Here is a 16,921-nt window from a genome sequence, read left to right as displayed (position 1 = left end):
TCGAATAGATTGAATATTTAACATATTCAGATATAATCTAAAATAGGAGATGGATATTACAAAAGTTAACTATAAAAAGAAAGATGCTTAACAATTGTTTGCTTATGGATAGATTTTAAAACACTATGACTATAAGGGGATCTGACAATATGAACTTTGATTATTTAAATCACCCATATCCTTCAGAGCGGCAGACTGTTTTTGCGAAAAATGGAATGGTCGCAACCTCACAGCCTCTTGCCGCGCAGGCTGGATTGGATATCCTGAAAAAAGGCGGCAATGCTATCGATGCGGCGATAGCAACTGCCGCAGCCTTAACGGTTCTAGAGCCAACCTCTAATGGAATTGGAGGAGACGCATTTGCTCTGGTTTGGACAAATGGGAACCTGTATGGTCTAAATGCAAGCGGCCCTGCCCCATCAGCGCTCTCCATTGAGGCTGTAAAGGCTAAAGGATACCCAAAAATGCCTGTTCATGGAGTAACTCCTATAACAGTTCCAGGTGCTCCTGCTGCTTGGGTACAGCTATCAAAGCGGTTTGGGCGACTTCCTCTTCAAGAAGTGCTCTCTCCTGCGATTGCATATGCTGAAGAAGGATATCCTTTGACTCCAATTTTGGGAAAATATTGGTCTCTTGCTTATGAAAAATTCAAAACCACTCTAACAGGTTCTGAGTTTGAAGCGTGGTTTACTACATTTGCACCAAATCAGCGGTCCCCTAAAATCGGGGAAATCTGGCGTTCTCCAGATCATGCAGCTACATTAAGGGAGATAGCAGAAACGAACGGGGAAAGCTTCTACCGCGGACGATTAGCAGAGGAAATCAGCTCCTTTGTCGAAAAGCATGGAGGTTTTCTATCAAAAGAAGATCTTGCTTCTTATGAAGCAGAATGGGTCGATCCGATTTCAGTGCATTACAAAGGATATGACGTATGGGAAATCCCGCCTAATGGCCAGGGGATAGTCGCTTTGCTTGGTCTCAATATCTTAAAAGGCTATTTGGTAACCGAGAAGGACAATGCAGATACATACCATAAACAAATTGAAGCGATGAAGCTCGCTTTTACAGACGGGAAAGCATACGTAACAGATCCAAAAGAGATGAAGATCACAACTGAAGAGCTGCTGTCAGAACAATACGGAGAAAGGAGAAGAGCAGAAATAAAAGATGAGGCGATTTTACCGGAAGCATATGAGCCTGCAAGGGGAGGCACTGTTTATTTGGCGGCAGCAGACGGGGAAGGCAATATGGTCTCTTTCATACAGAGCAACTACATGGGATTTGGTTCAGGCGTTGTGATTCCGGGAACGGGGATCTCTATGCAAAACCGAGGGCATGATTTTTCTCTTGATGAAACACATCCCAATGCCTTAAAGCCAGGGAAGAAAACCTACCACACTATTATTCCGGGTTTTTTGACAAAGGATAATCAGGCTGTCGGGCCTTTTGGAGTAATGGGCGGGTATATGCAGCCGCAGGGACATCTGCAGGTAGTCATGAATACCATTGATTTTCACCTGCATCCGCAGGCAGCTCTTGATGCACCGCGCTGGCAGTGGATTGAGGAAAAAAAGGTCCTTGTTGAGCCGCATTTTCCTTCGCATCTTGCCCAGGCTTTAGTCCGAAAAGGGCATCAAATTCAAAAGACAGTGGATACAGGCCAATTTGGACGCGGACAGATTATTTGGAGGAATCCTGATACAGGTGTGCTTACTGGCGGTACAGAGCCAAGAGCAGATGGATCAATTGCGTCTTGGTAAGTGAAGAGAGAATGAGGTGACCTTTTTGTGGAACAGTGGAATATTTTCATCGCATTTTTCAGGTCAGGCATGCTTGGGTTTGGGGGTGGTCCTTCGACCATTCCGCTTGTGCATAAAGAAGTGGTAGAAAGATTTAAATGGATGAATGATGATGAATTTTCAGATGTATTGGCACTCGGGAATACACTTCCGGGTCCAATAGCAACGAAAATGGCCGGTTACATCGGATATCGGATCGGAGGCTATGCAGGCATGCTGAATGCTGTAATTGCAACAGCGCTTCCAACCGTATTCTTGATGATTTTACTGCTGACAGCCTTAAATGCTTATAAAGATGAGGCGTGGGTCAAAGGAATGTCTCAAGCCGTTCTGCCGGTCGTTGCTGTCATGCTGCTAACTCTTACATGGGATTTCGCGAAGAAATCATCGCAGTCCTTTGGATTGGTTAAAACGGTTATCCTTATGGGAGCATCCCTTGTCTTAATGGAAGCTCTTCATATTCATCCGGGTATTTTAATTGGCGTTCTGCTGATGTGGGCTATTTTTTATAAAGAGAAAAGCGGTGGAAAGAACGAGAAGGGGATGCATTCATGATTTACTGGCACATTTTTTTGGCTTTCTTCCTTCCGGGCATTTTCGGGTTTGGCGGAGGTCCAGCTTCCATTCCTCTTATTGAAAAAGAAGTTGTCGACCGCTATGAATGGCAGACCGTCAGTGAATTCAGTGAGACACTGGCACTTGGAAACGCACTCCCAGGCCCGATCGCAACAAAAATGGCCGGCTTTATCGGCTATCAGCAGGGAGGCTTTCTTGGGGCAGCAGTTGGGCTGTTTGCCACTATTGCTCCCTCATTGATCTTAATGCTGATTCTTTTAAAGGTTTTAATGAAATATAAGGAATCGCCTCAGGTAAAAAGGCTTTCCACGGTTGTAAGGCCTGTCATCGCGGTTATGCTTGGAGTCATGACCTATCAATTCCTGGATAATGCAGTTCTTGGTTTTGGAATTTGGCATACTCTGCTGCTCTTTATCCTTAGTTTCGTCCTGCTTGAAAAAATGAAAGTTCATCCTGCCTATGTCATAGCCGGAGCTCTGCTTTATGGAGGGGTTTTTCTTTCATAGTCTGGTTCCATTCTGTTGGTTCCTCTCCAAAAATGGAAGAGGGTTTTTTATAGTTAGCAAAAAAAAATTTGCAGTTCGATGTCTAGCTCCATCGCCCAGCTCCTCGGCCAGAACAAATCCAGCCAAAAAGTCAAACCCGGACTTTTCAGCCATGCCTGAGCTAAACGGCGGTTCCGCTTTTCTTGTGTTAAATTTGAGTTAACCACAATAGTTTTAGACTTATCAACAGACCTGTGAATAAATGTATTTCCTCTGCATATATAGTGGGGAACAATTGTACCCACACAAAATGTGGATAGAATTTGTGGATATGTTGATAACTTCTGTGGATAACCGTTGTCGAATTGTGGAATAAGGTGTGAATATCTAATAATTTAACAAAAACTTTAAAAACGTTTACACGAATTTACAAAAAACACATGTATTTGTGCTTTTTCAGCATTGTTGGAAGAAAAGAAGAAGAAACCAAAGTAGGACTTGTTATCTAAAAAAAGAATTGAGTAAGCTATAACTAAAAATCAGGCTATTTGGTGCCTGATTTTTTTCACTTGAGAGGAGAGCTGCATTCATGAAAAAAGGGATTATCAGTTTAGGAGAGGCATTAATAGATTTCATTCCAGTTGATTCAGATAATTTGATCTATCAAAAGAGCCCAGGTGGTGCGCCTGCAAACGTTGCTGTTGGGTTAGCCAGACTTGGAGCTGAGTCTGCTTTTCTTGGAAAAGTGGGAAATGACGTACTCGGGACTTTTTTAAAAGATACTTTAGCCTCTTTTGGGGTTCATACAGATCATATGCTGCTGACAGATGAAGCGAGAACAGGGGCTGTATTTATTACATTGGCTGAAAATGGAGAGCGTTCTTTTGATTTTTATATTGATCCAAGTGCAGACCGTTTTTTAAAATGGGAAGAATTGAACGAATCGCTATTTGAATGCAGTAAAATCCTTCATTATGATTCTATTTCCATGATCAGCGGGCCTTCTAGAAACGCCACGATCCGGGCAGTTGAGCTTGCAAGAAAGAACGGAATGATTGTTTCATACGATCCCAATTTAAGATTGAGCTTATGGGAAAACGAGGATGCTGCACGTGAAACGATCCTTTCTATGTTTGATTCTGCCGATCTGATCAAGATTTCTGAAGAGGAACTTGAATTTTTAACGGGAGAAGCAACGATTGAAAAAGGAGTAGAGAAGCTTTCTGCCTATAACATTCCTTTGCTGCTTGTAACACTCGGAAGTGAAGGGAGCTATGCGTTTACACAGAACGTGAATGCAAGAATTAATGCAATGAAAGTAAATGCAGTTGACACAACAGGCGCAGGAGATGCGTTTGTTTCAGGTATTTTATATAAATTAAATGAGTATGATGGAAATCTAAGCTCGCTTTCGGAAAATGAGTTACAGGACATTGGCCGGTTTGCAAGTGTATCAGGAGGACTGGCTGCATCTGTTAAAGGGGCAATGACCGCTTTGCCGACTCTTCAAGAGGTAAATGACATTCTAAACAATGCATAAAGTATTTGATTAGAAGAAATGGGATTTATAATGCGCTGGAAGGCTGCCGTTTGGATAAGCAGTCTTTATTTTCGGCAATAAAAATCAGGTGTCACATCATATTAAACTGGCGTAACTAAATCAAAAACCGGCCATAGGCCGGTTCCTTTTATTCACTCTCGTATAATCGCAATGCAGCATGGTTCGTCGGTCCAACGTACTCATTAAGAGGGAAGGAATGGCGGATGGCTGCTGTAATAAATTCTTTAGCTGTATAGATGGCTTCTTTAACAGATGCGCCTTTTGCAAGCTCTGCCGTGATGGCAGCTGAATACGTGCAGCCTGCACCATGTGTATAAGAAGTATCGATGCGCTCGCCTTCAAGAATCTGAAATTCAGTTCCATCATAAAGAACATCCACTGCTTTTTCATGCTGAAGCTTGCCGCCGCCTTTGACAAGCACGTATTTAGCACCCAAATCAAAGATTTTCACTGCTGCTTCCTTCATTTGGTCAACCGTTGTAATTGTCCCGATGCCGCTTAACTGGCCAGCTTCAAATAAGTTTGGAGTAACAACTGTTGCAAGCGGTGTAAGGATTTCTCGCAATGCATCCGCAAGGTCAGGGTACAGAACTTCGTCCGCTCCTTTGCACACCATAACAGGATCAACTACTACATTTTCAAGATTATTCTTTTTTATTGTTTCAGCAGCAAGTTTAATGATATCTACAGTTGGAAGCATGCCTGTTTTCATTGCATCCACACCGATTCCTTCAACGATGGTTGCTGCCTGAGCTTTAATGGTATCTAATTCCACGGGAAATACTTGATGATGCCACTCATTATTCGGATCCATCGCTACAACGACTGTTAAAGCCGTCATCCCATATACTCCGCGTTCTTGAAATGTTTTTAAATCTGCCTGAATACCAGCACCGCCGCTGCTATCTGATCCCGCAAATGTTAAGGCTTTTTTCATTGTCATAAGTGTGTGTACCTCCATCCAGGTGATTGAAAACGAATCTTTCAAAGCTATTATATCAATTTCGAAAAAGGTTAGCCATTGATGAGGAATAGGTTGCAAAATGGATAAGATGCCCATATAATATTTTTGAACAATGGTTAAATAAAGCGAGGTGGTCAATTTGGCAGCAAGAAGAGCAGTCGATCAAGAGCTTACGCGAGAATCCATCATGCAAGCTGCACATCAATTATTTCATGAAAAAGGCTATCAGAACGTTTCAATGAGGCAAATCGCAAAAGAACTGAATTATAGTCACGGAGCCATCTACTATCATTTTAAAAATAAAGCTGAGCTTTTTTACGCGCTTGTTAAAGCAGATTTCAAACTCCTGGATGAAAAACTGAAGGATGTATTAGACCAGGAAGGACTAGATAACGAAGTGAAAATTAAAAAAATACTGGAGGGATATATTGAATTCGGATTAAAAAACCAAAGTCAGTATGAACTCATGTTTTTAACAAAGGATGAAGAGGTTGTAAGCTATTTGATTCATGAGCCTAACGTGAGCTACGAAAAATTTGCTCAGTCTATTTATGCGTTATCAGAACAACAGGTTTCAGCAACTGTTATTTGGTCTGTCTTTTTATCCCTTCATGGATTTGTAACGCATTACTGCAAGACAGGGATGAAATTTAAAGAGGTGGAGCCTTTGATGAAGTCACATGTTCTTTTTCTAATGAAAGGTTTAACTTAATTTTTTTGTCTTTAATTGAACACTGGTTAATAAGTGGGAGGAGAATGAAAATGAAGCATGCAATTGTTTTTGGAGCATCCGGCGGAATGGGGTATGCGCTTGTCATGGAACTTAAAAGCAGAGGATTTGAGGTTACAGCTTTTGCAAGAAATGAACAAAAGTTAAAAGATCTTTTTGGTCATTTAAAAGAAGTGAATATTCATCCAGGCGATGCAATGAATCAAGATGAAGTAGCAGAGGCTTGCAGGAAGAAAGATCTTATCTTTCACAGTATTAATATTCCTTATCCTGAGTGGGGGGATGGACATCCGCATATTATGCAAAACTTGCTGCAGGCTGTTAAACAGGAAAACTCAAGCTTCATTCTCGCTGACAATATATACGCCTATGGAAGACAAACAGAGGCGGTCACAGAGGCAGCCTCAAAAAAACCGCATACGAAAAAGGGGAAAATCAGACTTCAGCTTGAACAGATGGTGAAGTCAGCAGAAATTCCTTATCTCATTATTCATTTTCCTGATTATTATGGTCCAAAAGCTGAAAACACCTATATACATTTTACGCTCAATCAAATGCTGCAAAATCGCACTTCCCAATTTGTAGGCTCATTGGATCTTGAAAGAGAGTATATTTATACTCCTGATGGTGCGAAAGCTGCAGTAGAGCTCGCCCTCACTCCTCATGCCTATCAGCAGAATTGGAATATTCCAGGTGCGGGGACACTGACTGGGAAAGAATTCGTTAAAGTGGTTCGTGATGCAACTGGCTACAGCAAAAAAGTGATAACTGTTAAAAAGGGCATGATTTCCTTCATTGGTCTTTTCGACAAAATAATGAGGGAAACGGTTGAAATGATGTATTTAACTGAAAAACCGGTCCTTTTATCAGGATCCAAATATGAAAAAGAAATTGGTCCGCTTCCTAGAACTCCAATTGACTTGGGCATAAGAGCAGTCATTTCCTCCATGCAAAAAACCAGCCATTAAGGTCAGCTGGTTTTTGCAGGACACGCAACATCTATTTTTACATGAATATCTGGAAAATAGATTTTGCCTTGAATTTTGCTTTTGATACACGATAAAGGATCTTCTTCTTCAGGTTTTGGTGCCTCAGGTTTTGGCTCTTCTATAGGTGCGGGAGCGGGTTTTTCTTTAGCAGGAGACTGCGGTTTCTTTTCTTCCTGAACAGGTGCTGAATCTGCGGGTACAGTATTTGGATAGTTGTTTGCGGCAGCTATTGCTTCAAAGGATTGGTTTGAGTGAAGAATGATAACAGAGGTGCCTGTGTGTACCTGGTCGAATAGATAGCGAATTTCTTCATTATGCATGCGAATACAGCCTGCGCTGGCATAAGTTCCGATGGAATTAGGATTGTTATTGCCATGGATGGCATAAGTCGTTCCATTGGTGCCAAGAGCATGAAGACCGAGCCATCTGTCTCCGAGCGGATTTCGGCTGTCGCCTCCTGGAATATTGTCTTTGTAATAAGGACGATTTTTAATCTTGTTTACAATTGGAAACGTTCCTTCCGGGGTAAACGAATTATCTCTCCCTGTTGCGACATTAAATACTTTAACAAGCTGGCCGCTGTCAAAAAATGCAAGTTTATTCGTGCTCTTGTTAATGATGATGAGCTGAGGCACAGCGTCTGCTTTAGCTGGCACGGCAAAAGATGCAAATAAGAAAAGAGCGGCAAACAGCACAAACCATTTTTTCATTTCTCTCTAGTCCCCTTTTATTTAAAAAAGTACAAGAAAAGATTACCAGACAAAGAATGAGGAACATGTAGAATCTTCTTGTCTAATGCTGATAATTAAAGGCATTTCTCTTTTTACTCTATTCATAGCATAAGACGGAGTTTTTTGTTAAATTGTTCCATCAATAATTATAAAATATAAAAAAGGCGGGTCTCATGAGATATGAGACCCGCCTATACATCTATATTAGTAGGGGGAAATATAGATTGTATGAATTATTGGTGTGCTACAATTACTACCTTGCCTTTATCAAGTTCTTCTTCCATATGAGCTGCTTCGTTCTCTGTTAAACCCAGAGATGCCATTTTCGAGCGAAGCTCATCTCCACGTGAACGGAAAACATTTTTCATTGATGAAAATACGCCTTGCTCGGAAACGCCGACACTTTCAGTATCTGTACCGGAAGTGAGATGTTTTGAGCGGTTCGGGTCATGTGCGAAAAGATAAATATCGTCTCTCACAAACCCTTCAACTTCAAGGTGATTGATTTTTTCAGTTGCTTGAACACCATTTTCAACTACAAATGTTTTCATTTTAATCTCTCTCCTTTTTCTGCTGATAGTTAATAAATACCCAATGTACAAGTATTAAAAACAAGCTGGTTCATAAATGAGTCTAAAGTATCAGCCTTGAGCAATCTTTTCCTTTTATGATTTAATGAGCAGTAGAAATAAATAGGAAAAGAGGAGATCCGGATTGCGTGTTTCAGTTATTATTGTGACGTATAACCGTCTTTACACTCTTGCCGAGCTATTAGAATCTATTGCCCGTCAAACATACCGCCCATATGAAATTATTGTTGTGAATGATGGGGGGGAACCGGTAGACTCTTTAAAGGATGCCTATCATGATCTTCCAATACGCATCATTGATCTAGAAGAAAATGCAGGACATGTTCATGCCCGCAACGCCGGAGCTTTACAGGCAGAAGGCGATGCTATTATGCTGAGTGATGATGATGACTATTTCACCCCTGGGCATATTGAAAGAATGGTTCATGAACTGACAGATGCGCATCTTGTCTATTCAGATGTTGAGATTGTCGGGTTTGAGGACCAAAACAAAGTACGCGTGCCAATCAGCCGCAGATTATTTGCCTATACATATGATGCTAAAGAAATGAGGCGCTTCTCAACGTTTGTGCCATCAGGAAGCTTATATTTAAAAAATGTCCATCAGTCGATCGGATATTTTGATCCAGAGGTTCACAATTATTGGGACTGGGACTTCTTTTTAAGAGTTTCAGGAAAATTTCAAGTGAAGCGGGTACCGGTAGCAAGCGTTATTTATGCTTTTTCTGATACAGGCAATCATCAATCTGCAGCTCTTAATGAAAGAAGACAATCTTACCTTGAAAAGCTCAGTGAAAAGCATCAATTGGGAGAGCTTCCTCAAAAAAACTTCTTTGTTTTATTAGAAGAACCCGAGTTAAAGGCAAGAGAGGCGCTAAGCCTGCTTGTCTGGGACGGGAAGCCAATGATATCGAGATTAATCTGACTCCTGCTGCGGCAGGAGTTTTTGTTTGATGATTGCAAAGTTATAATCTCTATGATATCATATGTTTAAACATTTAAACTAATAAACAAAAAGGAGTTTATATAAATGAAAACCGTATTAATTACAGGAGCTTCAGATGGAATTGGAAGAGAACTTGCTTATAAGTATGCAGAGGATGGCTTCCGTCTAATTTTGACAGCAAGAAACGAAATGAAACTAATGAAACTGGCAGACGAACTTAAAAATACGACAGCAATCGTCAAAGCTCTGGACTTAAGTAATATGAATCAAATTCATGAATTGTTTCAGGAATTGCAGCAGAAGAAGATTCATGTCGATGTTTTAGTGAACAATGCCGGTTTTGGTTTATATGGGGATTTTATAAACACGTCTGCGGAAGAGGAACTGAATATGATTGATTTGAATATCAAATCAATCACGCTGTTAACCAAATTATTTTTACCTGATATGATATCAAAAAAATCAGGCCAGGTTTTAAATGTTGCCTCCACTGCCGCTTTTCAGCCCGGTCCATTGATGGCTGTCTATTACGCGACAAAAGCTTATGTGTTATCATTTAGTGAAGCAATTGAAAATGAACTGAAAGGCACTGGTGTATCAGTCTATGTTTTATGTCCCGGCCCTACTAAAACAAGCTTCAGCGAACGCGCCAATCTTGGACAATCCAAGCTCTTTAAAAGCGGAGTAATGGATGTGAAAACCGTTGCTGATGCGGCATATGAAGGGATGAAAAAAGGGAAGACGCTGATTATTCCAGGCTTTAAAAATACAATTCTTGCAGCAGCTGTACGATTCATGCCGCGTAAAACGGTAACAGGCATTGTGCGGAAGACGCAAGAGCGCGCTTAAGAAAGGTGTGAAGCAAAATGGGAGACCAAGCCATTGATACGTTTCGTTCATGCATCCCATTATTCCATGCTCTCGGCGATCCCGCGAGACAGGACATTATTCTTTTATTAGCAGAAACAGAACGGCTGACTGTGAATGAAATTGCCGATCAATCCAGGCTTTCAAGACCAGCTATTTCCCATCATCTGAAAATATTGAAGGATCAGGGATTGGTGACGATTGAACAGCAGGGCACGAAGAGGTTCTATTCATTAGCACTTGAAGATTCAGTTACCCTGCTGAAAAAATTAATTATCTTAGTAGAAGAAACCTGTATTTAACCTTAAGAAAGGGTGAAAACAGATGAAACAGCAGCTTCATGACGGCTGGTGGACGTGGCTAAAGCCGGAATTTGAAAAAACATATTATCAGAGGCTGAGAGAATTTCTGAAAACAGAATATGAGACAGAGACCATCTATCCAGACAAGGACGATTTGTTTAACGCTCTGCAATTCACTTCTTATGAAGATGTAAAAGCAGTGATCCTTGGCCAGGATCCTTATCATGGGCCAAACCAGGCTCACGGCCTTAGCTTCTCTGTTCAGGAAGGTGTCAAGCAGCCGCCATCGCTCCGTAATGTTTTTCTTGAATTGAAGGATGATCTTGGATATGATCCTCCAAATCATGGTTCCCTTGAAAAATGGGCTAAGCAGGGTGTGCTGTTATTGAATACTGTTTTGACAGTGAGAAAAGGTCAGGCAGCCTCACACAAAGGGCAGGGCTGGGAAACGTTCACAAATCGCATCATTGAGCTTCTGAATGAGCGCGAACAGCCAGTCGTGTTTATTTTATGGGGAAAGCATGCAGCAGAAAAGAAAGCACTGATTGATATAGCCAGGCATATAGTGATTGAATCGCCGCACCCCAGTCCTTTTTCCGCCAGAAAAGGATTCTTCGGAAGCAAGCCGTTTTCAAGAGCGAATGAGGCACTGAAGGAAATGGGACGGAATGAAATTGACTGGGAAATAAGAAACAGATAAAAAAGAGGAGGTGCTGTCCGCACCTCCTCTTAACTGATTATACCCAGCCCGTTACACGCTCATGATCTGTAACAAGCAATAAGATTTTACCTTCATCAAGCTTTTCTTCATAGCGTTCAGCTTCTGCTGAGCTGAATCCGACTTCTTCTAACTTTGTGCGAAGCTCATCGCCTTTTTTGCTGAAAATGTTGCCGGCCGCACTCCCAAGACCTAATTCAGAGATGCCGATGGTATTTGCTTCAGCGTTGTCAGCTATGCGGTTTGTACGCTCATCGTCATGTGAGAGAATATAGATGTCGTGCTTGTCCACACCTTTACTTTTCAGTTCCATTACGTCATTTTTTAATACTTCGTCATTTGTGTATTCTTTTACAGCTGGTTTCATTTTCATTCACTCTCCTTTAGGTTTCATAGTATTTAAATAGCACGAACCGGTAAAAGTTAAACCACTTTTTTTCAGGCGATGTTCAGCGACTATTGCTATAATAGGTTACAAGGATAAGAAAAAGGCAGGAGATATGATGAAGAATCAATCGGTCAACTGCTTAAAAGGCACGTTTTACTATGTCACTTGGGACAGGGATTTTCCAAACGGCTGCAGGGCTTACGGTTTTAAATCTGCCGAAAGACCTTCCTTAACCGTGATGAAATCATCAGGTGAAGCCTGTATGAAATATACTTCAAAGATAATGTGCCATGCGATATAGATATACCAAAGAAATGGAGGAACGATAAGGATGGATATACATATTTCAAAGCTGCTTGCAAAAATGGAAAAAGAAATTCACCGTGCCATGCACGGATCAAGTGATTCAGAAGTAAGAGAAAGATTGCTTGCAGTGAAAACGCTCTGTGATCTGGTGCTTGAAGAGCAAGCGGAAGAGCGTTATGAAACAAAGCAGACTTCTCCGAATCAAGTAGATTCCCTTCAGCTTCAAAAAATGATGGGGGCATCTAATTTTAACAACAAGAAAAAAGAAGAGGACGGCGTGAACGGGGATTCTATTTTTGATTTTTAAACAGGAGGCGGTTTTATGAGTCCGAGTGATTTTGTAAACCTAGCCGTCATTTCCAATCATCATCATCATCCTGGTTTTCATAGGATTATACAAAATTTTTGTGAAAAAGCAGACCGCCAGGCACCCGCCGCCTTTCACGAGGAAAAATACATGCAGGAGGATGAGGATGGACAAGGTGATGATAAAAATAAAAACAAGAATTCAAAGATTTGAACATCTGTTGACGAATCAGTTGTCTGTCTTGATTTAAAGAAATGATAGGGTAAGATGAAAACTAGAGGCTGATTTCAAAATCGAGGAGAAGATAATCGTGAAACTATTCTTAATACTTGCTGCAGCAAACGCTTTTCTGGCCGTCGCATTAGGCGCATTCGGAGCTCATGGGCTTGAAGGTAAGGTTCCTGAGAAATACTTGAAAATCTGGCAGACAGGCGTCACTTATCAAATGTTTCATGCCGGCGGTTTATTCGTTATCGCGTTTTTAATCGACAAACTTCCGCAGGCAGGCATGCTGACATGGGCGGGCTGGCTCATGTTCATCGGAATTCTCTTATTTTCCGGAAGCCTTTACGTATTAACTGTAACTCAAATCAGTGTTCTTGGCGCAATCACACCGCTCGGAGGCCTTTCATTTTTAGTTGCCTGGGTAATGATGATCATCGCAGTTGTGAAGTTTTTATAAAATTGGAGAAGAGTCCTTTGCGGGACTCTCTTTTTTTTGAAAAAGGGAAGTGGTAATCAATTCGAAATAAAACAGTGATATTCGATAATAAATCTTAGAAATCGATAAGAAGCCTGTGAATTCGATAATAAGAGTGTTCCGAATCAGGATCTGCCTGTCGAGAATTGAATCGGAGCAAAAAATCAAGAGAGTTTTAGCTGCAAATCTATTATCCCAATCATACAATACATGGTAAAATAGGAAAAAAAGGTGGGCTGAAGCGTGAAGAAAGTGCTTTTGATTTTAGGCAGTTTGATGATTTTATCAGGTGTTTTAGGTGCATTAAATCATGTATCTCTTATTTTTAAGTCGCTGGAAGAAGAACTTGGTGAATATGGAAGTCCCGCGTCTTTAGTGATATGGCAGTACATTCCGTCCTTCTCCGTCTACGTCACTTTACTTGCAGCCGGAAGCCTCTTGCTCGGTCTCACAGCTCTTTTAAAACAGCAAGAAAAGCGCAACGTTCTGATAGAGCGATTAATAGATGCATTTAAAGGAAAAGAAGGACAAGCAGAACAGGCAGAACAGGCAGAACAGGCAGTCGCTGAATCCCCGCCTGAAATCGAAAAACAGACGCTTACCCTGTTTCAAAGCAGAAATGAGAGTGACTTTGAAGAAACCCACGCAGATCCGGAGAAGGATGAGCGCTATTATTGGAAGGGATAGGAGATACAAAGAAAAAAGAGCATACATTTCAAATGTATGCCCGGTACGATTATCTAGGAGGATATGAAGTCATATCATACGGATAATAATAAGCAATTTCCTCATCAAATGTAATATAGTCTAAATAAACCATTAACAGCAGGTATCTTTTTCCCGTTTTTTGATCGCTTAGAATAATATGATCTCGTCCTGCGGCTTCGATGACACCTTTAAAGATTTTAGAGTTCCACTCTTTGCTGGCTTCAAAGGTCATATAGACTGTAGCTACTTTCCCGCGATTTAAACGCAGTATATTCTCAATGTACGATTCCTCTAGCGGCAGCATTCCGCCTTGAGCCTGAGTGGGTGTTTGCTGCTGGCCGCCCTGGGGCATCCCCTGACCGCCGCCGCTCTGCTGTTGCTGCTGTTGAGGATAGCCATACTGCTGATATTGCGGCTGCTGCTGACGGTAATCATATCCGGCTCCATATGGATTGAAGCCTGCTCCAAACTGATTGTACGCTGAATTCATGTTGTACCTCCTTAGATAGAAAAAATTAATAAACGCCAGGACAATTTGCTCGAGTAGGCGAAAAGAAGAAGTGCGATTTGAATCTTCCTGTATTCGGCTGGTTATACCAGGTGCCCGGACATTCTCCGAAAGGTCTGAAAAACCAAAGGGAGTTGCCTGCCGGTTGAAATCTTTGACCGCTGATGACTTTTTTTGGCCAAATTAATATCGCTTTGCCTTGCAGCCTGATAAAAATAACCCTTTTGTGTTGCTTCAAATCCACCCGGCTTTTGGAAGATCATCTTGGCAAGCGATGTTATATCCCTAAGGTCAGGGACATGCAGCACAAGCCAGATTTACTCCAACATTTCCAGCCATGAGCATGCCGAGCATGCCATCTTTTTCTCCCTCTGCACGATCAATCATGCACCTCTGATGTATAGGGAATTACTCCCATGTCATCACCTGCCTTATGAAAAAACATCTGGTTGTATAAGGTGATTAGATGAAAAAAATTTAGGTCTCACTCATTAATAGGTATGAAGGGAAAGGCAGTGTTATGACACTAAGAAAAAGCGGAAATGACTTGGTCAGCTTCGACAGGCAGATAAAGATCTGCTGAAAAAGGCCCTAGTTTGCCTTTTTTGGCAGGGCCGTCCTGACCGGGGAGTTAGGCGCTGAAGCTTGCGATCGATGTGCATAATCATGTTTTATTATATTTAAAAAGCCCTTGCCGGCTTAGGCAAGGGCTTATACTATCGTTCATTAGATATGAAAATATCCGTACAATTTATCGGCAGGAAGAATGTTTCCTACAAAGAATGTGCCAAACTCGCCGTAACGTGCGCTGACTTCGTCAAAACGCATTTCGTAAATAAGTTTTTTGAACTGAAGAACGTCTTCTGAGAATAACGTGACACCCCATTCAAAATCATCAAAACCGACAGAGCCTGTAATAATCTGCTTTACTTTTCCAGCGTATTGGCGGCCGATCATGCTATGGCTGCGCATCAAGCTTTTGCGCTCATCCATCGGGAGCATGTACCAGTTATCCTGGCCATTTCGGCGTTTGTCCATCGGATAGAAGCAGACATGCTTTGCTTCCGGAAGGGATGGATAAAGACGGGCAAGCACTTGAGGATTTTGGTATGGATCTTCACCTGCAGGCAAGTAGTTGCTGAGCTCTACAACAGATACATATGAATAAGCAGGCAGAGTATAATCAGCAAGCTTCGATTTATTAAACTCTGTTTCAATAACATTTAACTCTTCCATAGTAGGTCGTAAAATCATCAGCATAAAGTCAGCTTTTTGTCCGACAATCGAATATAATGCCTGACTGCCTTGCTTTTGATCTTCAGCAATTCCCCATTTTTCAAGCAAACCCTGAAACTCATAAATTGCTGCTTGACGCTCGTCACTGCTTACCGTTTTCCAAAGCGCCCAGTTTATTGCGCGGAAGTCATGTAAACAATACCAGCCATCTAACGTTTGTGCAGCTTCACTCATATAAGTTCACTCCGTTTCATCATTCTTAATTACCTATTAACTATACCATAGTTTGTCCATTCCATAATGGAAACAGACTTCATTGTCCATATTATAAAAGAAGTACATAAGTTTAAATGTTAGTTAATTGTGAAAATAAAGAATTTAAGTTGTAAGCGCTCTATCAGTCCGCGGCTGTTTGAATTTGCCTGTAAGTGGAGTATCCTTAATCTTAGATCAATGGTTTTATACTAATTAGGAGGTTTTTTAATGTCTGATTTATTTACTCTTTTAAAAGAAAAAGTAACTGGAAAAGAGCTTAAAATCGTTTTTCCTGAAGGAATGGATGAACGTATTCTTACTGCTGCAAACCGTTTGGCTGGAGAGGGGATTTTAAAACCGATTCTTGTTGGCAGCAATGATGAGATTACGAAAAAAGCAATGGAGCTGAATCTTACATTAGATGGCGTCGAAATTTATGACCCTCATACATTTGAAGGCATGAACGAGCTTGTTCAATCTTTCGTAGAACGCCGCAAAGGCAAAGCTACAGAAGAGCAGGCGCAAAAAATCCTGCTTGATGAGAACTACTTCGGAACAATGCTTGTATACACTGGACAAGCTCACGGCTTAGTAAGCGGTGCTGCTCATTCAACGGCAGACACAGTTCGCCCGGCGCTTCAAATCATTAAAACAAAAGAGGGTATCAAAAAAACATCAGGCGTCTTCATCATGGTTCGCGGCGACGAGAAATATGTATTTGCTGACTGTGCAATCAACATTTCACCTGATAGCCAGGATCTTGCTGAGATTGCAATCGAAAGTGCAAAAACAGCCGATATGTTTGATATCGAACCAAGAGTTGCTATGCTCAGCTTCTCAACAAAAGGATCTGCAAAATCACCTGAAACAGAGCGCGTAGCTGAAGCGGTAAAAATGGCAAAAGAAATGCAGCCTAACCTTGTTTTAGACGGTGAGTTCCAATTTGACGCTGCGTTTGTACCTTCCGTGGCAAAATCAAAAGCACCAGACTCTGTCATCAAAGGCGATGCAAACGTATTTGTTTTCCCAAGCCTTGAAGCAGGGAACATCGGATACAAAATTGCACAGCGCTTAGGCAACTTTGAAGCAGTCGGACCGATTCTGCAAGGCTTGAATGCTCCTGTGAACGATCTTTCACGCGGATGTAATGCTGAAGATGTTTATAAGCTTGCACTGATTACTGCGGGACAAGCTGTTTAATAGTGAGAAATGAGAGACAGCCGATTGCAGGCTGTCTCTTTTTATGCATCTATAT

Annotated in this window: 19 protein-coding genes and 3 pseudogenes; 15 read left to right on the top strand and 7 right to left on the bottom strand. The window is 41.4% G+C overall.

Going from position 1 to position 16,921, the window contains the following annotated elements; genetic code table 11:
* The first annotated feature begins 149 nt into the window (after positions 1-149).
* The 4 genes from LIT25_25510 (at position 150) to LIT25_25495 (ending at position 4,400) form a co-directional block, all read left to right on the top strand.
* Positions 150-1,760 (top strand): gamma-glutamyltransferase family protein, encoded by a 1,611-nt coding sequence (locus LIT25_25510; GenBank protein ID USK33809.1) that lies wholly within the window; start codon positions 150-152, stop codon positions 1,758-1,760.
* A 27-nt stretch (positions 1,761-1,787) separates the two neighbouring features.
* Positions 1,788-2,354 carry a chromate transporter gene (locus LIT25_25505; protein ID USK33808.1) on the top strand — a complete coding sequence of 189 codons (567 nt, stop codon included), beginning with the start codon at positions 1,788-1,790 and terminating at the stop codon, positions 2,352-2,354.
* Positions 2,351-2,881, top strand: a complete 531-nt coding sequence (locus LIT25_25500) for a chromate transporter (GenBank protein ID USK33807.1) — start codon at positions 2,351-2,353, stop codon at positions 2,879-2,881. The genes LIT25_25505 and LIT25_25500 overlap by 4 nt, the downstream gene beginning before the upstream one ends.
* Positions 2,882-3,449: 568 nt before the next feature.
* Positions 3,450-4,400 carry an aminoimidazole riboside kinase gene (locus LIT25_25495; GenBank protein USK33806.1) on the top strand — a complete coding sequence of 317 codons (951 nt, stop codon included), beginning with the start codon at positions 3,450-3,452 and terminating at the stop codon, positions 4,398-4,400.
* A gap of 148 nt (positions 4,401-4,548) precedes the next feature.
* Here LIT25_25495 and LIT25_25490 read toward each other — a convergent pair whose 3' ends face one another.
* Complete coding sequence (locus LIT25_25490) at positions 4,549-5,364, bottom strand: bifunctional hydroxymethylpyrimidine kinase/phosphomethylpyrimidine kinase (protein USK33805.1); 816 nt, start codon at positions 5,362-5,364, stop codon at positions 4,549-4,551.
* Positions 5,365-5,524: 160 nt separating this feature from the next.
* Here LIT25_25490 and LIT25_25485 point away from each other — a divergent pair, with 160 nt between their 5' ends.
* Both LIT25_25485 and LIT25_25480 read left to right on the top strand, forming a co-directional pair.
* Positions 5,525-6,097, top strand: coding sequence for a TetR/AcrR family transcriptional regulator (locus LIT25_25485; protein USK33804.1), 573 nt, complete (start codon positions 5,525-5,527; stop codon positions 6,095-6,097).
* Positions 6,098-6,147: 50 nt separating this feature from the next.
* A complete protein-coding gene (locus tag LIT25_25480) occupies positions 6,148-7,083 on the top strand; it encodes an SDR family NAD(P)-dependent oxidoreductase (protein ID USK33803.1) in 936 nt (311 codons plus the stop codon).
* A gap of 245 nt (positions 7,084-7,328) precedes the next feature.
* Here LIT25_25480 and LIT25_25475 read toward each other — a convergent pair.
* Together LIT25_25475 and LIT25_25470 are read right to left on the bottom strand one after the other, a co-directional pair.
* Positions 7,329-7,814 (bottom strand): annotated as a pseudogene (locus LIT25_25475) (L,D-transpeptidase).
* Between the two features lie 254 nt (positions 7,815-8,068).
* Positions 8,069-8,386: a general stress protein gene (locus LIT25_25470; GenBank protein USK33802.1), complete on the bottom strand. Its 318-nt coding sequence runs from the start codon at positions 8,384-8,386 to the stop codon at positions 8,069-8,071.
* 163 nt (positions 8,387-8,549) lie between these two features.
* Between LIT25_25470 and LIT25_25465 the strand changes: the two genes are divergently transcribed.
* From LIT25_25465 to LIT25_25450, 4 genes are all read left to right on the top strand, one after another.
* On the top strand, positions 8,550-9,350 hold the full coding sequence (locus LIT25_25465; protein USK33801.1) for a glycosyltransferase: 801 nt from the start codon (positions 8,550-8,552) through the stop codon (positions 9,348-9,350).
* Positions 9,351-9,455: 105 nt separating this feature from the next.
* Positions 9,456-10,220: an SDR family oxidoreductase gene (locus LIT25_25460; protein ID USK33800.1), complete on the top strand. Its 765-nt coding sequence runs from the start codon at positions 9,456-9,458 to the stop codon at positions 10,218-10,220.
* 17 nt (positions 10,221-10,237) lie between these two features.
* Entirely contained in the window at positions 10,238-10,540 is a 303-nt protein-coding gene (locus LIT25_25455) for a metalloregulator ArsR/SmtB family transcription factor (GenBank protein USK33799.1), read from the top strand.
* A 22-nt stretch (positions 10,541-10,562) separates the two neighbouring features.
* Positions 10,563-11,240, top strand: a complete 678-nt coding sequence (locus LIT25_25450) for a uracil-DNA glycosylase (GenBank protein USK33798.1) — start codon at positions 10,563-10,565, stop codon at positions 11,238-11,240.
* Between the two features lie 37 nt (positions 11,241-11,277).
* Here LIT25_25450 and LIT25_25445 read toward each other — a convergent pair whose 3' ends face one another.
* Positions 11,278-11,625 (bottom strand): general stress protein, encoded by a 348-nt coding sequence (locus LIT25_25445; protein USK36411.1) that lies wholly within the window; start codon positions 11,623-11,625, stop codon positions 11,278-11,280.
* 352 nt (positions 11,626-11,977) lie between these two features.
* Between LIT25_25445 and LIT25_25440 the strand changes: the two genes are divergently transcribed.
* The 4 genes from LIT25_25440 to LIT25_25425 all read left to right on the top strand — a co-directional run bounded on the left by LIT25_25440 (position 11,978) and on the right by LIT25_25425 (position 13,646).
* On the top strand, positions 11,978-12,259 hold the full coding sequence (locus LIT25_25440) for a YwdI family protein (GenBank protein ID USK33797.1): 282 nt from the start codon (positions 11,978-11,980) through the stop codon (positions 12,257-12,259).
* A 15-nt stretch (positions 12,260-12,274) separates the two neighbouring features.
* On the top strand, positions 12,275-12,472 hold the full coding sequence (locus tag LIT25_25435; protein USK33796.1) for a hypothetical protein: 198 nt from the start codon (positions 12,275-12,277) through the stop codon (positions 12,470-12,472).
* A gap of 97 nt (positions 12,473-12,569) precedes the next feature.
* Complete coding sequence (locus tag LIT25_25430) at positions 12,570-12,941, top strand: DUF423 domain-containing protein (protein USK33795.1); 372 nt, start codon at positions 12,570-12,572, stop codon at positions 12,939-12,941.
* 261 nt (positions 12,942-13,202) lie between these two features.
* Positions 13,203-13,646 (top strand): hypothetical protein, encoded by a 444-nt coding sequence (locus tag LIT25_25425; GenBank protein ID USK33794.1) that lies wholly within the window; start codon positions 13,203-13,205, stop codon positions 13,644-13,646.
* A 49-nt stretch (positions 13,647-13,695) separates the two neighbouring features.
* Here the strand turns inward: LIT25_25425 and gerQ are convergent.
* From gerQ to LIT25_25410, 3 genes and pseudogenes are all read right to left on the bottom strand, one after another.
* Positions 13,696-14,091: pseudogene (gene gerQ, locus LIT25_25420) on the bottom strand (spore coat protein GerQ).
* A gap of 91 nt (positions 14,092-14,182) precedes the next feature.
* Positions 14,183-14,562, bottom strand: a pseudogene (locus LIT25_25415) (cell wall hydrolase).
* 339 nt (positions 14,563-14,901) lie between these two features.
* Positions 14,902-15,645 (bottom strand): heme-dependent peroxidase, encoded by a 744-nt coding sequence (locus LIT25_25410; protein ID USK33793.1) that lies wholly within the window; start codon positions 15,643-15,645, stop codon positions 14,902-14,904.
* 249 nt (positions 15,646-15,894) lie between these two features.
* Here LIT25_25410 and pta point away from each other — a divergent pair, with 249 nt between their 5' ends.
* Positions 15,895-16,866, top strand: a complete 972-nt coding sequence (gene pta / locus LIT25_25405) for a phosphate acetyltransferase (GenBank protein USK33792.1) — start codon at positions 15,895-15,897, stop codon at positions 16,864-16,866.
* Positions 16,867-16,921 lie beyond the last annotated feature (55 nt).

It is taken from the genome of Bacillus sp. F19 (assembly GCA_023823795.1).
Lineage (GTDB): Bacteria > Bacillota > Bacilli > Bacillales > Bacillaceae > Bacillus_P.
Note: the sequence above shows the minus strand (reverse complement) of the source record. Positions and strands in the feature narration are given on the sequence as shown.